Raw genomic sequence first — 15,810 nt, forward strand, 5'->3', positions numbered from 1 at the left:
GCGAGCGGCGACACGATCACACTGACGAGATGATCGACCGCAGCGCCGGCCTCGACCGCGCCCACGCCCTCGCCCTCGAGTGGCTCGACTCGCTCGCCGACCGCCCCGTGCCGCCGCGCCTGACGAGCGAGCAGATGGCCGACCGGCTCGAGCGGGTGCTGCCGGAGGGTCCGACGGACCCCGCGACCGTCGTCGACGAGCTCGCCGCCGCCTGCGACCCCGGCCTGACCGCCATGCCGGGCGGCCGGTTCTTCGGGTTCGTCATCGGCGGCACCCACCCCGCTGCGCTCGCCGCGGACTGGCTGGTCAGCGCGTGGGACCAGAACACCGGCCTGCGCGTCCTCACGCCCGCCCACTCGGCGATCGAGGAGCTGACCGAGCAGTGGCTGCTCGAGCTGCTCGGGCTGCCGGAGGAGAGCGCGGTCGGCTTCGTCACCGGCGGGACCATGGCCAACTTCACCTGCCTCGCCGCGGCCCGCGACGAGGTGCTGCGCCGCGCCGGGTGGGACGTCGCCACGCAGGGGCTCGTCGGCTCACCCGGCGTACGCGTCCTCGTCGGCGCCGAGCGGCACGACACCATCGACCTCGCGCTCCGCTACCTCGGGCTCGGCTCGCCCGAGCCGGTCGCGGCCGACGACCAGGGCCGGATCGAGGCCGCCGCGCTCACCGCCGCGCTCGAGGCGGGCGACGGCCGACCGACGATCGTGTGCCTCCAGGCCGGCAACGTGCACTCCGGTGCCTTCGACCCGTTCGTCGAGACCATCGCCGCGGCCCACGACGCCGGCGCGTGGGTGCACGTCGACGGCGCCTTCGGGCTCTTCGCCGCCGCCTCGCCCGACCGTCGCCACCTCACCGCGGGCTACGAGGCCGCCGACTCCTGGGCCACCGACGCCCACAAGACCCTCAACGTGCCCTACGACTGCGGTCTCGCGATCGTCCGCGACCGGGCTGCCCTGCGGGCGGCCATGGGCATGCACGGCGACTACCTGATCTTCGACGTCGCGGGCGAGCCGATGGACAAGGTCCCGGAGATCAGCCGACGCGGGCGGGCGTTCCCGGTGTGGGCGGTGCTGCGCTCGCTCGGCCGCGACGGGGTCGCCGCACTGGTCGACGGCTACTGCGCACACGCACGCACGTTCGCCGACGGGATCGCAGCCCTCGAGGGCGCCGAGGTGCTCAACGACGTCGAGTTCACCCAGGTGTGCGCCGCCTTCGGCGACGACGCCGCGACCCGTGGGGTCGTCGACGCGATGCTCGCCGACGGCACGGCGTGGACGACCGGCTCGCGCTGGCGCGGGCGTGCCGTGCTCCGGGTCAGCGTGAGCAACTGGTCGACGACCACAGCCGACGTCGAGGCCGCTCTCGATGCGCTGGGGCGTGCGGCCGCTCGATAGGGTCGGTGCATGCGCATCTGCAGGTTCAGCACGGGCGAGGAGCCCCGCTTCGGCGTCGTCACCGGCGAGGTCGACGAGTTCGGCCAACCCGCCGAGGACTCGGTCGTCGTGCCCCTCGCCGGCGATCCGCTCTACGTCGGCATCAAGCTCGTCGACGAGGAGCACAGGCTCGGCGACGTACGGCTCCTCGCGCCGGTCATCCCGCGCAGCAAGGTGGTCGGGATCGGCCGCAACTACGCCAAGCACGCCGCCGAGATGGGCAACGACGTGCCCGACGAGCCGCTGATGTTCCTCAAGCCCAACACGACCGTCGTCGGTCCGGGCGACCCGATCTTCTACCCGCCGCAGACGAGCAACCTCCACTACGAGGGCGAGCTCGCCGTGGTGATCGGTCGCATCTGCCGTGACGTGCCGGTCGACCAGGCCACCGACGTGATCTTCGGCTACACGATCGCCAACGACGTGACCGCGCGCGACCTCCAGAGGTCCGACGTGCAGTTCACCCGCGCCAAGGGCTTCGACTCCTTCTGCCCGGTCGGCCCGTGGATCGAGACCGACCTCGACCCGCAGGCGTTCATCGACGGTCGCCAGGTGCAGACCTACCTCAACGGCGATCTCGTGCAGGACGGCTCGACCGCCGACATGATCTTCGACGTGCCGACCCTCGTCGCGCACATCTCCTCCGTGATGACGTTGCTGCCCGGCGACCTCATCCTCACCGGCACCCCCGAGGGTGTCGGTCCCATGCAGGTCGGCGACGAGGTCGAGATCTCGGTCGCCGGCATCGGCGCCCTGACCAACCCCGTCGCACTGCGATCCACCAACCCCGGAAGCTGAGCACCTCGATGTCGTCGCCCGTCCGCGTCCGTTTCTGCCCCTCGCCCACCGGCTCGCCGCACGTCGGCCTGGTCCGCACGGCCCTGTTCAACTGGGCCTTCGCGCGCCACCACGGTGGGCAGATCGTCTTCCGGATGGAGGACACCGACCGCGAGCGCAGCACCCAGGAGTCCTACGACGCCATCGTCGAGCTGTGGCGCTGGCTCGGCCTCGACTGGGACGAGGGCATCGAGGTCGGCGGCCCGCACGGCCCCTACAAGCAGAGCGAGCGCGGCGACATCTACCGCGACGTGCTCGCCCGGCTGCGCGAGTCGTCGTACTCCTACGACTGCTTCTGCACCAACGACGAGGTGACCGCGCGCCGACAGGCGTCGGGCTCCAAGATGCAGGGGTACGACGGCTTCTGCCGCGACCTGTCCGACGAGCAGCGCGCCGCGTTCGAGGCCGAGGGCCGCTCGCCGATCGTGCGGTTCCGGATGCCCGACGGCTCGATCACGTGGAACGACGCGGTCCGCGGCGACATCACGTTCGAGACCGAGAACGTCCCCGACTTCGCGCTCTCGCGCGCCAACGGCGACCCGCTCTACACGCTGGTCAACCCCGTCGACGATGCCCTGATGGAGATCACCCACGTCCTGCGCGGCGAGGACCTGCTCTCCAGCACCCCGCGCCAGCTCGCGCTCCTCGAGGCGCTCGTCGCGCTCGGCGTCGCCAAGGAGGTGCCCGTCTACGGCCACCTGCCCTACGTGATGGGCCAGGGCAACAAGAAGCTCTCCAAGCGCGACCCCGAGGCACACGCGCTGGCCTACCGCGAGCAGGGCTTCCTGCCCGAGGGCCTGCTCAACTACCTCGCGCTCCTCGGCTGGGCGATCGCCGCCGACCGCGACATCTTCTCGATGCAGGAGATGCTCGAGGCGTTCGACATCGCCGACGTCAACCCCAACCCGGCACGCTTCGACCTCAAGAAGGCCGAGGCGATCAACGCCTCGCAGATGCGCCTGCTCACCGTCGAGGACATCACCCACCGCGCGCTGCCGTTCCTCAAGGAGGCGGGCGTCGTCAGCGACCCGGTCAGCGACGCCGACGCCCAGCTGCTCGAGCTCGCGATGCCGCTCGTCGCCGAGCGGATCAACAAGCTCACCGAGGCAGCGCCCATGCTCGGCTTCCTCTTCGTCGACGAGGCCGACTTCGTGCGCGACCCGGACGACGTCGCCAAGCTGCTCGACGACACCGGTCGCGGCGTCGTCCAGGCGTCGTACGACGCCCTGTCGGGGCTGCACACGTGGTCGACCGCGGCCATCGAGGAGGCGCTGCGCGTCGCGCTGATCGAGGGGATGGAGCTCAAGCCCCGCATGGCCTTTGGACCCGTCCGGGTGGCGGTGACGGGCAAGCGGATCAGCCCACCGCTGTTCGAGTCGATGGAGCTGCTGGGACGCGAGCGCAGCCTGGCCCGGCTGCAATCCGCCCTCGGCTGAGCGACGTATCACTCCCATGCCTGCTCCGCTCGCACCCGACTTCCGGCCGCGGTACCACGAGCTGCACCGCGTCGGGCGGCCCGGTGAGTGGCGCTCCATCGTGGGCGCTCTGCTCCTCCTGGTGCTCGTCTTCGGGATCGTTCCGATCGTCGCCGGCGGTGTTTTCTTCGCCGGGCTCATGCTCGCGGGCTACACGGTCGACGAGGCGACGGCCGTCCTCGACGTCACGGCCGAGGCGACGCCAGCCGGGCTGGCCCTGCTCAACATCGTCATCGCCGCCGCGATCCCGCTGACCTTCGCCGTCACGTGGTGGTTCCACCGGCTCAAGCCGCGGTGGGTGTCGTCCGTGCGCCCGAGGCTGCGCTGGGGCTACCTCCTGCTGTGCCTGCCGCTGGCAGTGGTCGCGCTCGTCGCGTCCGTCGGAGTCGGGCTGCTGCTGCCGCTCGCACCTGGTGAGGCGCCGGTCGGCGAGGTCAACGAGTTCAGCTCGCAGACCCGTGACTTCCTCCTCGTGATCCTGCTGCTCACCCCTCTCCAGGCGGCCGGGGAGGAATACCTGTTCCGCGGCTATCTCACCCAGGCGTTCGGGTCGATCCGCGGGATCTCCCGGCGCACGTCCGACATCATCGCGGTGCTCGGTCCGGCGCTGATCTTCGCGTTGTTCCACGGGCTCTCCCAGGACCTACCGGTCTTCTTCGACCGCTTCGCCTTCGGCGTGGTGGCCGGGATCCTGGTGATCCGCACCGGTGGGCTCGAGGCCGCGATCGCGATGCACGTGCTCAACAACTTCCTCGCCTTCGGCCTCGCGCTAGCCTTCGGCGACCTCACCACGGCGCTCAACGCCTCGGGTGGCAGCAGCTGGTGGATGATCCTCAGCACCCTGACCCAGTCCCTGGTCTACCTCGGCCTCGCGATGTGGGTCGCGAAGGCGTTGGGCGTCTCGACACAGGGCCCGCCGGTCGGGGGAGCGCCGCTCTCTCCCGCAGGGGACCCCATTTTGGATGCCCCAGCACCGCGCGTGTAACGTTCGTGGTCGGTTCCGCAAGGAACCACGTGGTGGTCAGGCGATCGCAGCGCGGTCGGACTGATACCCCCATGGGGTATGGTGTAATTGGCAACACGGCTGGTTCTGGTCCAGTTGTTCTAGGTTCGAGTCCTAGTACCCCAGCGAGATCCGGTCCTCCGGGACAGGATTTGGTCGGCCCTCCATCGTTCGATAGAGTTCCGTCCGCTGCTTCCGAGCAGCACATGCAAGCCCCCGTCGTCTAGCGGCCTAGGACGTCGCCCTCTCACGGCGGTAACGCCGGTTCAAATCCGGTCGGGGGTACCAACGCATGACGAAGGGCCCGGTCCACCAGGACCGGGCCCTTCGGCATTTCCTCGCTGCCTAGCCGGCCGGCTTCACGGCGAGCACCGCGCACTCGGCGCCGAGCAGGATCCGCTGGGCGACGCTGCCCATGAGCAGCTTGCCGACAGGCGTACGGCTGCAGTACGGCGGCGCCGGGCGGCCCGAACGGCGCTACCGAACGATCTGAGCCTCGTCAGGTCAGGCGTACGTCGCCCGCCACCACGTCGGTGACGGTGATGTCGACCGGCGGACGGGTGCCGGCGCCGAGCGTGTCCACCACGACCGCCTCGACGATCGTCCGGGTGAGGTCGGCCGCGGCGCGGACGTCCGTGCCGTAGGCGCACACCAGCTCGATCGCGACGCGGGTCAGGAGGTCGTCGTCGTCGATCGTGAGGTCGAGCCGCTCCGCGCCCAGGTCGGGACCGGTGCGCAGCGCCTCGCGGATGCGGGCACGCACGACCCGGGAGGAGACGTAGGTCCGCGAGCCCGACGCGTCCTGCGCCGTGGACCCGTCGGCGCCGACGACCGCGATCTGTCGCGCCGGCAGCACGGTGGCGCGGACGCGCCGCTTCACCGCCGCCGAGACCGTCTGCCAGTCCTCCGGCTGCTCCGCGCGTGCGGCGTCGGTCGCCCGTTCGAGGGGGCCTGTCGGGCTCATCGCCATCGTGCCATCCTCTCTGCCAGCTGTCGGCGGCCGCGATGCAGGTGGCCCCGCACACTGCCGACCGTCGTGCCCATCGCGTGGGCGATCTCGTCGTACCCCAGTCCTTCGACCTCACGCAACAACCAGGCGGATCGCTGGTTCCACGGGAGCTCGTCCAGCGCCTCCTGCAGCGCCTCGAGCAGCTCCGAGTCCAGCACGTCCTGCAGGGGGTTGTCATCTGCGACCGTCACGACGCGGGACAGGAGGTCGTCGTCGATGGGGGTGGGACGGCGGTGTCGCAGGAGGTCGACGGCGCGTCGGTGGACCAGGCGGATGAGCCACGTCTTGAGCGACGACTCCCCACGGAACGAGTCCAGGCTCTTCCACGCCGAGATGAAGGCCTCCTGCACGACCTCGCCGGCGTCGTCGTCGCTGCCGTTGACCAGGCGGCGCGCGTAGCGCAGCATCCCCGGGCCGTAGCGGTCCACGATCTCGCCGAAGGCGTCGTCGTCGCCCAGCCTGGCGGCGCGGACCAGCGCTCCGTCAGAGGCGGCGTCGAAGGCGGCGGCGGGCACGCGGGAAGTGTGCCCCAGCAGCACAAGTTTCAGGTTCAACCACCGTGACGCGGCTCACACGAACTTCTGGCATCCCGGGCGTGACGATCGTCGAACTCCGTGCGACCAACCTGTGTCCCGCCCACCAAGGGTCGGGAGAACACCCGAACGGAGAGACCATGACCGAGAAGCAGACCGCCACCACGCCGGCCACGACCAGCCCCTCGACGGGCGCGCTCGTGACGGAGCAGGGTCGGACCTCGATCGCCGACACCGTCGTCTCCAAGATCGCCGGCATCGCGGCGCGTGAGATCAGCGGAGTCCACGACCTCGGCGGTGGCACCGCCCGCGCGGTGGGTGCGCTCCGCGAGCGCATCCCCGGCTCGCGCACCAACCTCAGCCAGGGCGTCGCGGTCGAGGTGGGCGAGCACCAGGCCGCCGTGGACCTCGACATCGTGGCCGAGTACGGCGTCGCGATCGCCGACCTCGCCGCCGCGATCCGACGCAACGTCGTCGACGCCGTCGAGCGGATGACGGGTCTCGAGGTGACCGAGGTCAACATCACCGTGCACGACGTCTTCCTGGAGTCGGATGAGCCGGACGAGGAGCCGGCCACCACCCGTGTCCAGTGACCCGGGTGCCGGTGGCGCGGAGCTGACCCCCGCCGTCGCGCCCGAGGACGAGCCCCAGGGCCTCGCCGACAGGGTGGCTGCTGCCGCCCTGTCCGTGCCCGGGGTGCACGACCTCCACGGCGGCGTGCTGGGTGAGGTCGCGACCTACCTGCCCGGGCGACGTGTCGCCGGGGTGAGGCTGCTCGACGGCGTCACCCAGGTGCACCTCGTCCTGGAGTGGGACGCACCGATGTCCGCCACCATCGACGAGGTCCGGTCCCGCGTGGCCGCGATCGTCCCCGGCGTGGTCCACCTCGCCGTCGAGGACGTCGCCGGCCCGGCCGCGGTCGCCGGGGACTGACGCGGATGGACAGCCGATCCGAGCGCCGCGCCGCGCTGAAGGCCACCCACCCCGACCTCGGCGGTGACGTGGACGACTTCATCGCGGTCATGCAGGCCTTCGACCGTGCGTCGTCCACCCCGATGACCACCGCGGCGCCTGCCAGGGGGTCGGGCGCCGCGGTCCGGGGACCTGTGGGTCCTCGCCCGACCATCACCACCACCCCACGCTCGCGAGCCGCGAGGTCCGTGCGACGCGCACGCCGCCGGCTCCGCACCTACACCGAGACCTACGCGCCGGGCCGCTTCGGCGGCCCCCGCTACGCCCACCTGCTCGAGGAGAGACCATGACCACGTCCACCATCGGCCTGATCGCCGGCCTGCTGCTGACCATCGCCATCACCACCGGCGGCCTGCTCGGCCTCCTGCTGGCCATCGTGCTCGGGACGGTCGGCTACCTCGTCGGGGGCCACGTCGACGGTGAGGTCGACGTACGCGCCATGCTGCGAGGTCGCCGTGGCTGAGCCCACCGAGGTGACCGGCGAGGTCGCGGTGCCTGAGGCACGCGGACAGCTGAGCGTCCGCGCCCACGCGCTCCAGCACATCGTGGAGTCCGTGGCGCTCGAGGTCCCGCGCGTGCGGCGGACGATCGGAGCGCTCGCCGGCGTGCGCAGCGGAACGCCCCACGCCAGCGTGCACGTGCGCGGCACGACCGCGCGGGTCTCGCTCGACGTCGCCGTCGCCTGGCCCGCCCGGGCGTCCGAGATCGCCGCCCAGGTGCGCGACACGGTCCTCGACCGCGCCTCCGAGCTCAGCGGCGTACGCATCACCGCGGTGGACGTCACCGTCACCGTGTCCGGCATCGACGAGAGGAGAGCATCGTGAGCACCACCCGTACGAAGCGCGCCCTGTCGCGGCCGCCCGTGGGCCTGCACCGCACGGTGCCGATCGGCATCGTCCTGGCGCTAATCCTGGTCCTGCTAGCGGTCGTCGCCGTCCGTGACCTCGTGATCGACCAGCGCTGGGCCACCGGACAGACGTGGCTCCCCGACCTGCTGGCCGGGCTCGACGGCACCACGCCGACGACCGGCGTGCTCGTTGCTGCCAGTGTCGCCGGCGTCGTCGGGCTCCTGCTCGTCCTCGTGGGCCTGACGCCGGTGCCGCGACGCCACACCCGTGCGCCGGACGCCGACCAGCTCTGGTCGAGCCCGGCCGCCGTCGCTGCCGTCGCGCGAGCCGCGGCCGACCGCGCCCCCGGCGTCCTCAGCGCGCGCACCGCCCGCGCCGGTCGCCGCCGGATCGTGCTCGAGATCGCCACCCGCGGCGACGAGGGTGCCGCTCTCGCGGCATCCCGCGAGGCCGCCACCACTGCCGGCAACGCCCTCGGCGCCCGCCGCATCGACGTCCGCACCGCGGAGGAGGAGTGACATGACCACCCGACGCACGCGCGGCACCGACCGCGCCGCCACCATCCTGCTGGGACTGGTGCTGCTCGCCCTGGCCGCGCTCGCCTGGGAGTGGCGCCTCGACCTGACCGGCCTGCTCGACCCCGAGGGCGAGATCACCGGTGTCGGCCCCGTCGTCGACAGCAGCTGGTGGCCGTGGGTCGCCGCGGCCGTCGGCCTGGTCCTCGGCGTGCTCGGCGTGCTGTGGCTGCTCACCCACCTGCCCCGCCCGACGCGCGGCAGCACCCGGCTCTCGGGCAGCGACGCGACCGGCCGGCTCGAGGCCGACCACGCCTCGCTCGCCAAGGCCCTCGCCGAGCGCTGGGCCTCGCTCGCGCCGGTCACCGGCACCCGCGGCCGGACGACCCCGGACGCGCCTGACGTGATCCTCCTCAGCGGGCACGTCGAGCTGGAGGCGGACGCCGCCGACATCCTCGACGCCGCCGGCCAGGTCGAGCGCGAGCTCACCGAGGCCTTCCCGGACCTCGACGTCCGGGTGCGCTTCCTGCTCGAGGGAGCCTCCCGCCAGCCGCGCACCCGTCGCACGACGGAGATCGCCGTGGAGGAGCCCGCACCGGCCGCGAGGTGACCCTCGTCGCGGTGTCCGTTTTCCGCTGGTGGGTCCGCACCCGAGGAGGCAGACTCGGGGCATGACGCCGACCGGACACCTCGACGCGGAGGCCTGTTACCGGGCCGTGAAGAGCCGTGACCGCCGGTTCGACGGCGTGTTCTACACCGCGGTCCGCACCACCGGCATCTACTGCCGCCCGTCGTGCCCGGCGCGGACACCCGCGTCGGGCAACGTCAGCTTCCACCCCACCGCGGCGAGTGCCCAGTCGGCCGGCTACCGCGCGTGCAAGCGCTGCCTGCCCGACGCCACGCCCGGCAGTCCGGAGTGGGACGTCGCCGCCGACGTGGCCGGGCGCGCGATGCGGCTGATCGCCGACGGGCTCGTCGACCGGGAGGGAGTCGGCGGGCTCGCCGAGCGGGTCGGCTACACGCCGCGCCACCTCGGCCGGCTGCTCAGCCAGGAGCTCGGGGCGGCGCCCCTCGCCCTCGCCCGCGCCCGCCGCGCGCAGACCGCGCGGGTGCTCATCGAGACCACCGACCTGCCGCTCACCGACGTGGCGTTCGCGGCCGGCTTCGCCAGCGTCCGGCAGTTCAACGAGACCGTCCGCGAGGTCTACGACGCCTCGCCCTCGCAGCTGCGGGGACGAGGCCGGTCGCGGTCCACCGCGACCGCCCGCACGTCGGGTGCGGTGACGATGCGCCTCGCCGTGCGTACGCCGTTCGCCGGTCGCCGACTCCTCGACTTCCTCGCCTTCCACGTCGTGCCCGGCGTCGAGGTCGCCGAGCCCGGGTCGTACGCCCGGACGCTCGACCTCCCGCACGGCCCGGGCACGGTCCGGCTCCACCTCGCCGACCTGCCCGCAGGCGGTGGCACCGGGTTCGTCGCCGCCGAGTTCTGGTTGCACGACCTGCGCGACACGGCGGCCGCGAGCGAGCGCGTACGCCGCCTCCTCGACGCGGACTGCGACCCCACGGCCGTCGACGCGCAGCTCGGCGGGGACCCGTTGCTCGGCCCGCTCGTGCAGGCCACCCCGGGACTCCGCGTCCCCGGCCAGGTCGACGGCGCGGAGACCGCCGTCCGCACCGTGATCGGTCAGCAGGTCAGCGTCGCCGGGGCACGCACCGTCGCCGGGCGGATGGTCGCCGAGCACGGTCGGACGGTCGAGTCACCGGTGCCGGGCCTGACCCACCTCTTTCCCGACGCCGCCACGCTGGCCGTCGTCGATCCCGTGTCCCTGCCGATGCCGCGCGCCCGCGGTCGCGCGCTCGTCGCGCTCGCCGGCGCCCTCGCCGACGGGAGCGTGGTCCTCGACCGCGGCCCCGACCGCGACGACGTACGCCGCGCTCTGCTGGCCCTGCCCGGGATCGGCCCGTGGACGGCCGACTACGTCGCGATGCGTGCGCTCGGGCACCCCGACGTGTTCCTGCCCACCGACCTCGCCGTCCGTCGCGTGCTGACCGAGCTGGGCGGTTCGGTCGAGTCCGACCCCGAGCGCTGGCGACCCTGGCGCTCCTACGCCCTGATGCACCTCTGGAACACCCTGATGCCCGACACCCCCGAGCCCACCCGCTCGGTGAAGGAGAACTGACATGTGGACCGTGCTGCCCTCGCCCATCGGCGACCTGCGCATCGTGGAGCGGGACGGCTCGATCGTGGCGATCGAGTTCTCACCGTTCAAGCAGCCCGCCGACGGCCGACCGCTCGGCGCCCGCGTGGACGACGAGCCGGTGCTGGCCGAGGCGGCGCGCCAGCTGACGGCGTACTTCGGGCGCGAGCTCACGACCTTCGACCTGCCCCTGGCGCCGGTCGGCACCGACTTCCAGAAGCGCGTGTGGGATCAGCTGGAGAAGATCGGCTACGGCGAGACCGCGTCCTACGGCGAGGTGGCCGGCCGGCTCGGGATGACCAACGCCGCCTCCCGCGCCGTCGGCCTGGCCAACGGCCGCAACCCCATCCCGATCGTCGTGCCCTGCCACCGGGTGATCGGCGCCAACGGCACCCTCACCGGCTACGCCGGTGGGCTCGAGCGCAAGCAGCAGCTGCTCGAGCTCGAGCAGGACGCCCTCTTCTGATGTTCCGCGATGGGATGTCGGTGAACCCGCACGTCCCATGGTTGATCAACATGGGGAAGTGCACATTCGTCGACATCCCATGGTGAAGCGACAGCGACGCTGGCGTCAGGCGGGCGACCACCGCGGGTCGCGGCCCGAGCGGGCGAGCAGCTGCTCGAAGGTGGACGCGTCGGCACCCACGCCCACGGACGGACCGAAGAGGCCGGGGGTGCCGCCCTCGTCGAAGCCGCCCACGAACGCCATGCAGGCCGCTGCGGTCGCGTCGTCGCAGTCGTAGGACTGGCCGGTCGCGCGGGCGAGGTCCCACCCGTGCAGGACGATCTCGTCGAGCGCGACGAGGCCACCGACCTGTCCCGGCAGGTCCACCCCTCCGGCGCGCGTCATGCCCTCCCAGGCCGCAGGTTCGCGCCACGCGGTCACCAGCGCGGGCACGTGCGCGCCGAGCGCCTCGCGCCAGCCCGGCTCGACGTCGGGCCAGCCGTCGCCGTCGGGGTTGGTGTCGGTGAGCGGGCCGAAGTCCTTGTCGGCGGCGGCGCGGAAGGCCTGCGTCAGGCCGACGAGGTGCTGCGCGAGCTGGCCGACCGTACGCCCCTCGCACGGCGTCGGGTGGTCGAGCTGGTCGTCACCGACGTGGGCAGCGACCGCCAGGAGTCGCTCACCGGCAGGCCCGAGGTCCACGAGATCGCTCATGTGCGCCACCTTGCCCGATGTCACCGACACCGTGAAGGGCCACGTCCCGGCTACTGGGGTGGGTGGCGGCACGACATGGTGTCTGCGGTGGGTGGCGGCACACGACATGCGCCGGGTACGGATCGATGTCGTGTGCCGCCACCCAGCGGCCGCCGGATGTCGGATGCCGCCACCCAGCGGCAGGGGAGACCTACTCGGCGGCGGCCCGTCGCAGCGACTCGGACAGCCGGTCGGCCGCGGCGAGCACCGCCGGGGCGTGCATCCGGCCGGGCTGGCGGGAGAGCCGCTCGAGCGGGCCGGAGACCGACACGGCGGCGATGACCTTGCCGCCGGGGGAGCGGACGGGGGCGGAGACCGACGCCACGCCCTGCTCGCGCTCGCCGACGGACTGCGACCAGCCGCGGCGGCGGATGCCGGAGAGCGCGGTGGCGGAGAAGGCGGCGTTCTGGAGGCCGCGGTGCATCCGCTCCGGGTCCTCCCAGGCGAGCAGGATCTGGGCGGCGGAGCCGGCGTTCATCGTCAGCTGGGAGCCGACCGGGATGGTGTCGCGCAGGCCGGACGGGCGCTCGGCGGCTGCGACGCAGACACGGTGCTCGCCCTGGCGCCGCCACAGCTGGGCAGACTCGCCGGTGATGTCGCGCAGTCGCGCGAGCACCGGTCCGGCCGAGGCCAGCAGCCGGTCCTCACCGGCAGCCGCGGAGAGCTCGGAGAGCCGGGGGCCGAGCACGAATCGACCCTGCATGTCGCGGGCCACGAGCCGGTGGTGCTCGAGCGCCACCGCGAGGCGGTGGGCGGTGGGCCGGGCCAGCCCGGTGCCGGCGACGAGGCCGGCCAGGGTGGCCGGTCCGGCCTCGAGAGCGGCAAGCACGAGGGCGGCCTTGTCGAGCACGCCGACGCCAGATCCGTTGTCCATATGCCGATATTGTCATCTCAGAGAGTGGGATGCAAGATGTAGCGTCGCCTCACCGCACGACAGATGAAGGAGTTCGCACCATGGGCAAGACCCTGTCCGAGAAGGTCTGGGACGAGCACGTCGTCCGCAGCGCGTCCGGGGAGCCCGACCTCCTCTTCATCGACCTCCACCTCCTCCACGAGGTGACCTCGCCGCAGGCCTTCGACGGCCTCCGCCTCGAGAACCGTACGGTCCGTCGTCCCGACCTGACCCTGGCCACCGAGGACCACAACGTCCCGACGATCGACTGGGACAAGCCGATCGCGGACCCCGTCTCGCGCACGCAGGTCGAGACGCTGCGCAAGAACTGTGCGGACTTCGGCGTGCGCCTGCACCCGCTCGGCGACGTGGAGCAGGGGATCGTCCACGTCGTCGGCCCCCAGCTCGGCCTGACCCAGCCCGGCATGACGATCGTCTGCGGCGACTCGCACACCTCCACCCACGGTGCCTTCGGGGCGATCGCCTTCGGCATCGGCACCTCCGAGGTCGAGCACGTCCTCGCCACCCAGACCCTCACCCAGGCCCGTCCGAAGACGATGGCCGTCACGATCAACGGCAGCCTGCCCGAGGGCGTCACCGCCAAGGACCTCGTCCTCACCCTGATCACCCACATCGGCACCGGCGGGGGCCAGGGCTACATCGTGGAGTACCGCGGCCAGGCCATCGAGGAGCTCTCGATGGAGGCCCGGATGACCGTCTGCAACATGTCCATCGAGTGGGGTGCCAAGGCTGGTCTCATCGCGCCCGACCAGACGACCTTCGACTACCTCGCCGACAAGCCCGAGGCCCCCAAGGGCGCCGACTGGGACGCCGCCGTCGAGCACTGGAAGACGCTCCGCACCGACGACGACGCGACCTTCGACCAGGAGATCGTGCTCGACGCCTCGACGATGACGCCGTTCGTCACCTGGGGCACCAACCCCGGGCAGGGTGCACCGCTCGGTGCCACCATCCCGAGCCCCGATGACTTCGACGAGCCCAACGACAAGGTCGCGACCGAGAAGGCCCTGCACTACATGGGTCTGACGGCCGGCACTCCGCTGCGCGAGGTCAAGGTCGACACCGTCTTCGTCGGCTCGTGCACCAACGGCCGCATCGAGGACCTGCGCCTCGCGGCCTCGATCCTCGAGGGCCGCACGGTCGCCGACGACACCCGCCTGCTCGTCGTGCCCGGTTCGGTGCGCGTACGGCTCCAGGCGGAGGCCGAGGGCCTCGACCAGGTCTTCATCGCGGCGGGCGCCGAGTGGCGCGGTGCCGGGTGCTCGATGTGCCTCGGCATGAACCCCGACCAGCTCGCGCCCGGCGAGCGCAGCGCGTCGACCTCCAACCGCAACTTCGAGGGCCGGCAGGGCAAGGGCGGACGTACGCACCTGGTGTCGGTCCCCGTCGCCGCCGCGACCGCGGTGCGCGGCACGCTCTCCTCGCCCGCCGACCTGGCGCCGATCGCAGCACTGCAGGAGGTCTGAGACATGGACGCGTTCACCACCCACACCGGCGTCGGCGTGCCGCTCAAGCGCAGCAACGTCGACACCGACCAGATCATCCCGGCGGTCTACCTCAAGCGCGTCACGCGCGACGGCTTCGAGGACGGGCTGTTCTCCGCCTGGCGCAACGATCCCGACTTCGTCCTCAACGACCCGACGTACGCCGAGGGGTCGGTGCTCGTCGCCGGCCCCGACTTCGGCACCGGCAGCTCGCGCGAGCACGCCGTGTGGGCACTGCAGAACTACGGCTTCAAGGTCGTCATCTCCTCGCGCTTCGCCGACATCTTCCGCGGCAACTCCGGCAAGGCCGGACTGCTCGCCGCGCAGGTCGACGAGAAGGTCGTGCAGCGGCTGTGGGACTGGCTGGAGGACCACCCCGGTGGCGTGATCACCGTCGACCTCGAGAGCCGCACCCTCCGCGCAGGTGCGGGTGAGGACGCGATCGAGGACTCCTTCGACATCGACGACTACACCCGCTGGCGGCTGCTCGAGGGGCTCGACGACATCGGGATCACCCTCGGCCACGACGACGCGATCACGGCCTTCGAGGCAGCGCGACCGGCCTGGAAGCCTGTCACCGCTTGAAAAAAGCCCTCAAATAGGGTCGATGGTGATTGTCCTCACCCCTCCATGTGCCTAGCGTGCGACGCAGAGGGTCGAGCACGAGCTCGGCTTCCATGGTTCATTGGAAGGGAAGCTAGTGAACAAGACAGAGCTCATCGACGCGCTGGCCGCGCGTTACGAGGGGAACCGCAAGCAGGCCCAGCACGCACTCGAGTCGGTGCTCGACACGATCACGCGTGAGGTGGCCAAGGGCGAGAAGGTCGCGATCACCGGGTTCGGCTCGTTCGAGAAGGCCGTGCGCAACGCACGCTGGGTGCGCAACCCGCAGACGGGCGAGCGGATCAAGTCCAAGAAGAAGTCCGTGCCGAAGTTCTCCGCCGGCAAGGAGCTCAAGGACGTCATCTCGGGCGCGAAGAAGCTGCCGAAGCTGACCGCCGCCACGATGCCGAAGCCGCCCGCCAGCGTGCGCGCTGCTGCTGCTGCGGTGACCGGTGCGGCCGCGAAGAAGTCGGCGCCGGCCACGAAGTCGACTCCCGCCAAGACGACCACCGCCAAGAAGGCTCCGGCCAAGAAGGCTCCGGCGAAGAAGGCGGCTCCGGCCAAGAAGGCAGCTCCGGCCAAGAAGGCCGCTGCGAAGACCACGACCGCCAAGAAGGCCCCGGCCAAGAAGGCTCCCGCCAAGACCGCGGCCAAGAAGTCGGCTCCGGCCAAGAAGACCTCTACCGCGACCACGGCGAAGAAGGCTCCGGCCAAGAAGGCACCTGCCAAGAAGGCCCCGGCCAAGAAGGCGACGGCGAAGAAGACCGCCAAGAAGTCCTGACGACTGCTCGT

Annotated in this window: 20 protein-coding genes and 2 tRNA genes; 18 read left to right on the plus strand and 4 right to left on the minus strand. The window is 71.9% G+C overall.

The features are described 5' to 3' along the window. The first annotated feature begins 29 nt into the window (after positions 1–29). From JI751_RS06695 to JI751_RS06720, 6 genes are all read left to right on the plus strand, one after another. Entirely contained in the window at positions 30–1,394 is a 1,365-nt protein-coding gene (locus JI751_RS06695) for a pyridoxal phosphate-dependent decarboxylase family protein (protein ID WP_236665818.1), read from the plus strand. 9 nt (positions 1,395–1,403) lie between these two features. Continuing rightward, positions 1,404–2,231 carry a fumarylacetoacetate hydrolase family protein gene (locus JI751_RS06700; RefSeq protein WP_201935001.1) on the plus strand — a complete coding sequence of 276 codons (828 nt, stop codon included), beginning with the start codon at positions 1,404–1,406 and terminating at the stop codon, positions 2,229–2,231. 8 nt (positions 2,232–2,239) lie between these two features. Continuing rightward, a complete protein-coding gene (gene gltX / locus JI751_RS06705; RefSeq protein ID WP_201935004.1) occupies positions 2,240–3,706 on the plus strand; it encodes a glutamate--tRNA ligase in 1,467 nt (488 codons plus the stop codon). A gap of 16 nt (positions 3,707–3,722) precedes the next feature. Then, complete coding sequence (locus JI751_RS06710; RefSeq protein ID WP_201935005.1) at positions 3,723–4,730, plus strand: CPBP family intramembrane glutamic endopeptidase; 1,008 nt, start codon at positions 3,723–3,725, stop codon at positions 4,728–4,730. Between the two features lie 72 nt (positions 4,731–4,802). Then, positions 4,803–4,874 (plus strand) — tRNA-Gln (locus JI751_RS06715). Between the two features lie 86 nt (positions 4,875–4,960). Further along, a tRNA-Glu gene (locus JI751_RS06720) sits at positions 4,961–5,036 on the plus strand. A 211-nt stretch (positions 5,037–5,247) separates the two neighbouring features. Here JI751_RS06720 and JI751_RS06725 read toward each other — a convergent pair. Beyond that, positions 5,248–5,718 (minus strand): hypothetical protein, encoded by a 471-nt coding sequence (locus tag JI751_RS06725; protein WP_201935006.1) that lies wholly within the window; start codon positions 5,716–5,718, stop codon positions 5,248–5,250. After that, positions 5,709–6,272 (minus strand): RNA polymerase sigma factor, encoded by a 564-nt coding sequence (locus tag JI751_RS06730; protein WP_201935008.1) that lies wholly within the window; start codon positions 6,270–6,272, stop codon positions 5,709–5,711. Before JI751_RS06730 ends, JI751_RS06725 begins: the two co-directional genes overlap by 10 nt. 158 nt (positions 6,273–6,430) lie before the next feature. Here JI751_RS06730 and JI751_RS06735 point away from each other — a divergent pair, with 158 nt between their 5' ends. The 9 genes from JI751_RS06735 to JI751_RS06775 all read left to right on the plus strand — a co-directional run bounded on the left by JI751_RS06735 (position 6,431) and on the right by JI751_RS06775 (position 11,289). Next, entirely contained in the window at positions 6,431–6,883 is a 453-nt protein-coding gene (locus JI751_RS06735; RefSeq protein WP_201935010.1) for an Asp23/Gls24 family envelope stress response protein, read from the plus strand. Then, a complete protein-coding gene (locus tag JI751_RS06740) occupies positions 6,873–7,223 on the plus strand; it encodes an Asp23/Gls24 family envelope stress response protein (protein WP_307813924.1) in 351 nt (116 codons plus the stop codon). Before JI751_RS06735 ends, JI751_RS06740 begins: the two co-directional genes overlap by 11 nt. A gap of 5 nt (positions 7,224–7,228) precedes the next feature. After that, entirely contained in the window at positions 7,229–7,552 is a 324-nt protein-coding gene (locus tag JI751_RS06745) for a hypothetical protein (protein WP_201935011.1), read from the plus strand. Further along, complete coding sequence (locus tag JI751_RS06750; RefSeq protein WP_201935013.1) at positions 7,549–7,725, plus strand: DUF2273 domain-containing protein; 177 nt, start codon at positions 7,549–7,551, stop codon at positions 7,723–7,725. The genes JI751_RS06745 and JI751_RS06750 overlap by 4 nt, the downstream gene beginning before the upstream one ends. Then, positions 7,718–8,086 (plus strand): Asp23/Gls24 family envelope stress response protein, encoded by a 369-nt coding sequence (locus JI751_RS06755; protein ID WP_201935022.1) that lies wholly within the window; start codon positions 7,718–7,720, stop codon positions 8,084–8,086. Before JI751_RS06750 ends, JI751_RS06755 begins: the two co-directional genes overlap by 8 nt. After that, positions 8,083–8,628: a hypothetical protein gene (locus tag JI751_RS06760; RefSeq protein WP_201935023.1), complete on the plus strand. Its 546-nt coding sequence runs from the start codon at positions 8,083–8,085 to the stop codon at positions 8,626–8,628. Before JI751_RS06755 ends, JI751_RS06760 begins: the two co-directional genes overlap by 4 nt. Before the next feature lies 1 nt (position 8,629). Then, positions 8,630–9,235, plus strand: a complete 606-nt coding sequence (locus JI751_RS06765) for a hypothetical protein (protein ID WP_201935025.1) — start codon at positions 8,630–8,632, stop codon at positions 9,233–9,235. Positions 9,236–9,296: 61 nt separating this feature from the next. Next, on the plus strand, positions 9,297–10,805 hold the full coding sequence (locus tag JI751_RS06770) for an AlkA N-terminal domain-containing protein (protein ID WP_201935026.1): 1,509 nt from the start codon (positions 9,297–9,299) through the stop codon (positions 10,803–10,805). A gap of 1 nt (position 10,806) precedes the next feature. Next, a complete protein-coding gene (locus JI751_RS06775; protein WP_201935034.1) occupies positions 10,807–11,289 on the plus strand; it encodes a methylated-DNA--[protein]-cysteine S-methyltransferase in 483 nt (160 codons plus the stop codon). A gap of 105 nt (positions 11,290–11,394) precedes the next feature. On the opposite strand, the gene JI751_RS06780 is transcribed toward JI751_RS06775, so the two are convergent. Beyond that, positions 11,395–11,979 carry a TIGR03086 family metal-binding protein gene (locus JI751_RS06780; RefSeq protein WP_201935035.1) on the minus strand — a complete coding sequence of 195 codons (585 nt, stop codon included), beginning with the start codon at positions 11,977–11,979 and terminating at the stop codon, positions 11,395–11,397. A 190-nt stretch (positions 11,980–12,169) separates the two neighbouring features. Beyond that, entirely contained in the window at positions 12,170–12,892 is a 723-nt protein-coding gene (locus JI751_RS06785) for an IclR family transcriptional regulator (RefSeq protein ID WP_129473183.1), read from the minus strand. Between the two features lie 80 nt (positions 12,893–12,972). Here JI751_RS06785 and leuC point away from each other — a divergent pair, with 80 nt between their 5' ends. From leuC to JI751_RS06800, 3 genes are all read left to right on the plus strand, one after another. Next, positions 12,973–14,397, plus strand: coding sequence for a 3-isopropylmalate dehydratase large subunit (gene leuC, locus JI751_RS06790; RefSeq protein WP_201935037.1), 1,425 nt, complete (start codon positions 12,973–12,975; stop codon positions 14,395–14,397). A 3-nt stretch (positions 14,398–14,400) separates the two neighbouring features. Next, a complete protein-coding gene (gene leuD / locus JI751_RS06795; RefSeq protein ID WP_201935039.1) occupies positions 14,401–15,000 on the plus strand; it encodes a 3-isopropylmalate dehydratase small subunit in 600 nt (199 codons plus the stop codon). Between the two features lie 115 nt (positions 15,001–15,115). Further along, positions 15,116–15,799: an HU family DNA-binding protein gene (locus JI751_RS06800; RefSeq protein ID WP_201935041.1), complete on the plus strand. Its 684-nt coding sequence runs from the start codon at positions 15,116–15,118 to the stop codon at positions 15,797–15,799. Positions 15,800–15,810: the final 11 nt, after the last annotated feature.

This window comes from Nocardioides baculatus (genome assembly GCF_016735675.1).
GTDB classification, from domain to species: domain Bacteria; phylum Actinomycetota; class Actinomycetes; order Propionibacteriales; family Nocardioidaceae; genus Nocardioides; species Nocardioides baculatus.

Excerpts from the sequence above, each read along its gene's own strand:
- gltX (WP_201935004.1), top strand. The coding sequence starts at position 2,240 with ATGTCGTCGCCCGTCCGCGTCCGTTTCTGCCCCTCGCCCACCGGCTCG.
- leuD (WP_201935039.1), top strand. The coding sequence starts at position 14,401 with ATGGACGCGTTCACCACCCACACCGGCGTCGGCGTGCCGCTCAAGCGC.
- JI751_RS06750 (WP_201935013.1), top strand. The coding sequence starts at position 7,549 with ATGACCACGTCCACCATCGGCCTGATCGCCGGCCTGCTGCTGACCATC.
- JI751_RS06695 (WP_236665818.1), top strand. The coding sequence starts at position 30 with ATGATCGACCGCAGCGCCGGCCTCGACCGCGCCCACGCCCTCGCCCTC.
- JI751_RS06710 (WP_201935005.1), top strand. The coding sequence starts at position 3,723 with ATGCCTGCTCCGCTCGCACCCGACTTCCGGCCGCGGTACCACGAGCTG.
- JI751_RS06785 (WP_129473183.1), bottom strand. The coding sequence starts at position 12,892 with ATGGACAACGGATCTGGCGTCGGCGTGCTCGACAAGGCCGCCCTCGTG.
- JI751_RS06780 (WP_201935035.1), bottom strand. The coding sequence starts at position 11,979 with ATGAGCGATCTCGTGGACCTCGGGCCTGCCGGTGAGCGACTCCTGGCG.
- JI751_RS06775 (WP_201935034.1), top strand. The coding sequence starts at position 10,807 with ATGTGGACCGTGCTGCCCTCGCCCATCGGCGACCTGCGCATCGTGGAG.
- JI751_RS06735 (WP_201935010.1), top strand. The coding sequence starts at position 6,431 with ATGACCGAGAAGCAGACCGCCACCACGCCGGCCACGACCAGCCCCTCG.
- JI751_RS06765 (WP_201935025.1), top strand. The coding sequence starts at position 8,630 with ATGACCACCCGACGCACGCGCGGCACCGACCGCGCCGCCACCATCCTG.
- JI751_RS06700 (WP_201935001.1), top strand. The coding sequence starts at position 1,404 with ATGCGCATCTGCAGGTTCAGCACGGGCGAGGAGCCCCGCTTCGGCGTC.
- JI751_RS06725 (WP_201935006.1), bottom strand. The coding sequence starts at position 5,718 with ATGGCGATGAGCCCGACAGGCCCCCTCGAACGGGCGACCGACGCCGCA.
- JI751_RS06745 (WP_201935011.1), top strand. The coding sequence starts at position 7,229 with ATGGACAGCCGATCCGAGCGCCGCGCCGCGCTGAAGGCCACCCACCCC.
- leuC (WP_201935037.1), top strand. The coding sequence starts at position 12,973 with ATGGGCAAGACCCTGTCCGAGAAGGTCTGGGACGAGCACGTCGTCCGC.
- JI751_RS06770 (WP_201935026.1), top strand. The coding sequence starts at position 9,297 with ATGACGCCGACCGGACACCTCGACGCGGAGGCCTGTTACCGGGCCGTG.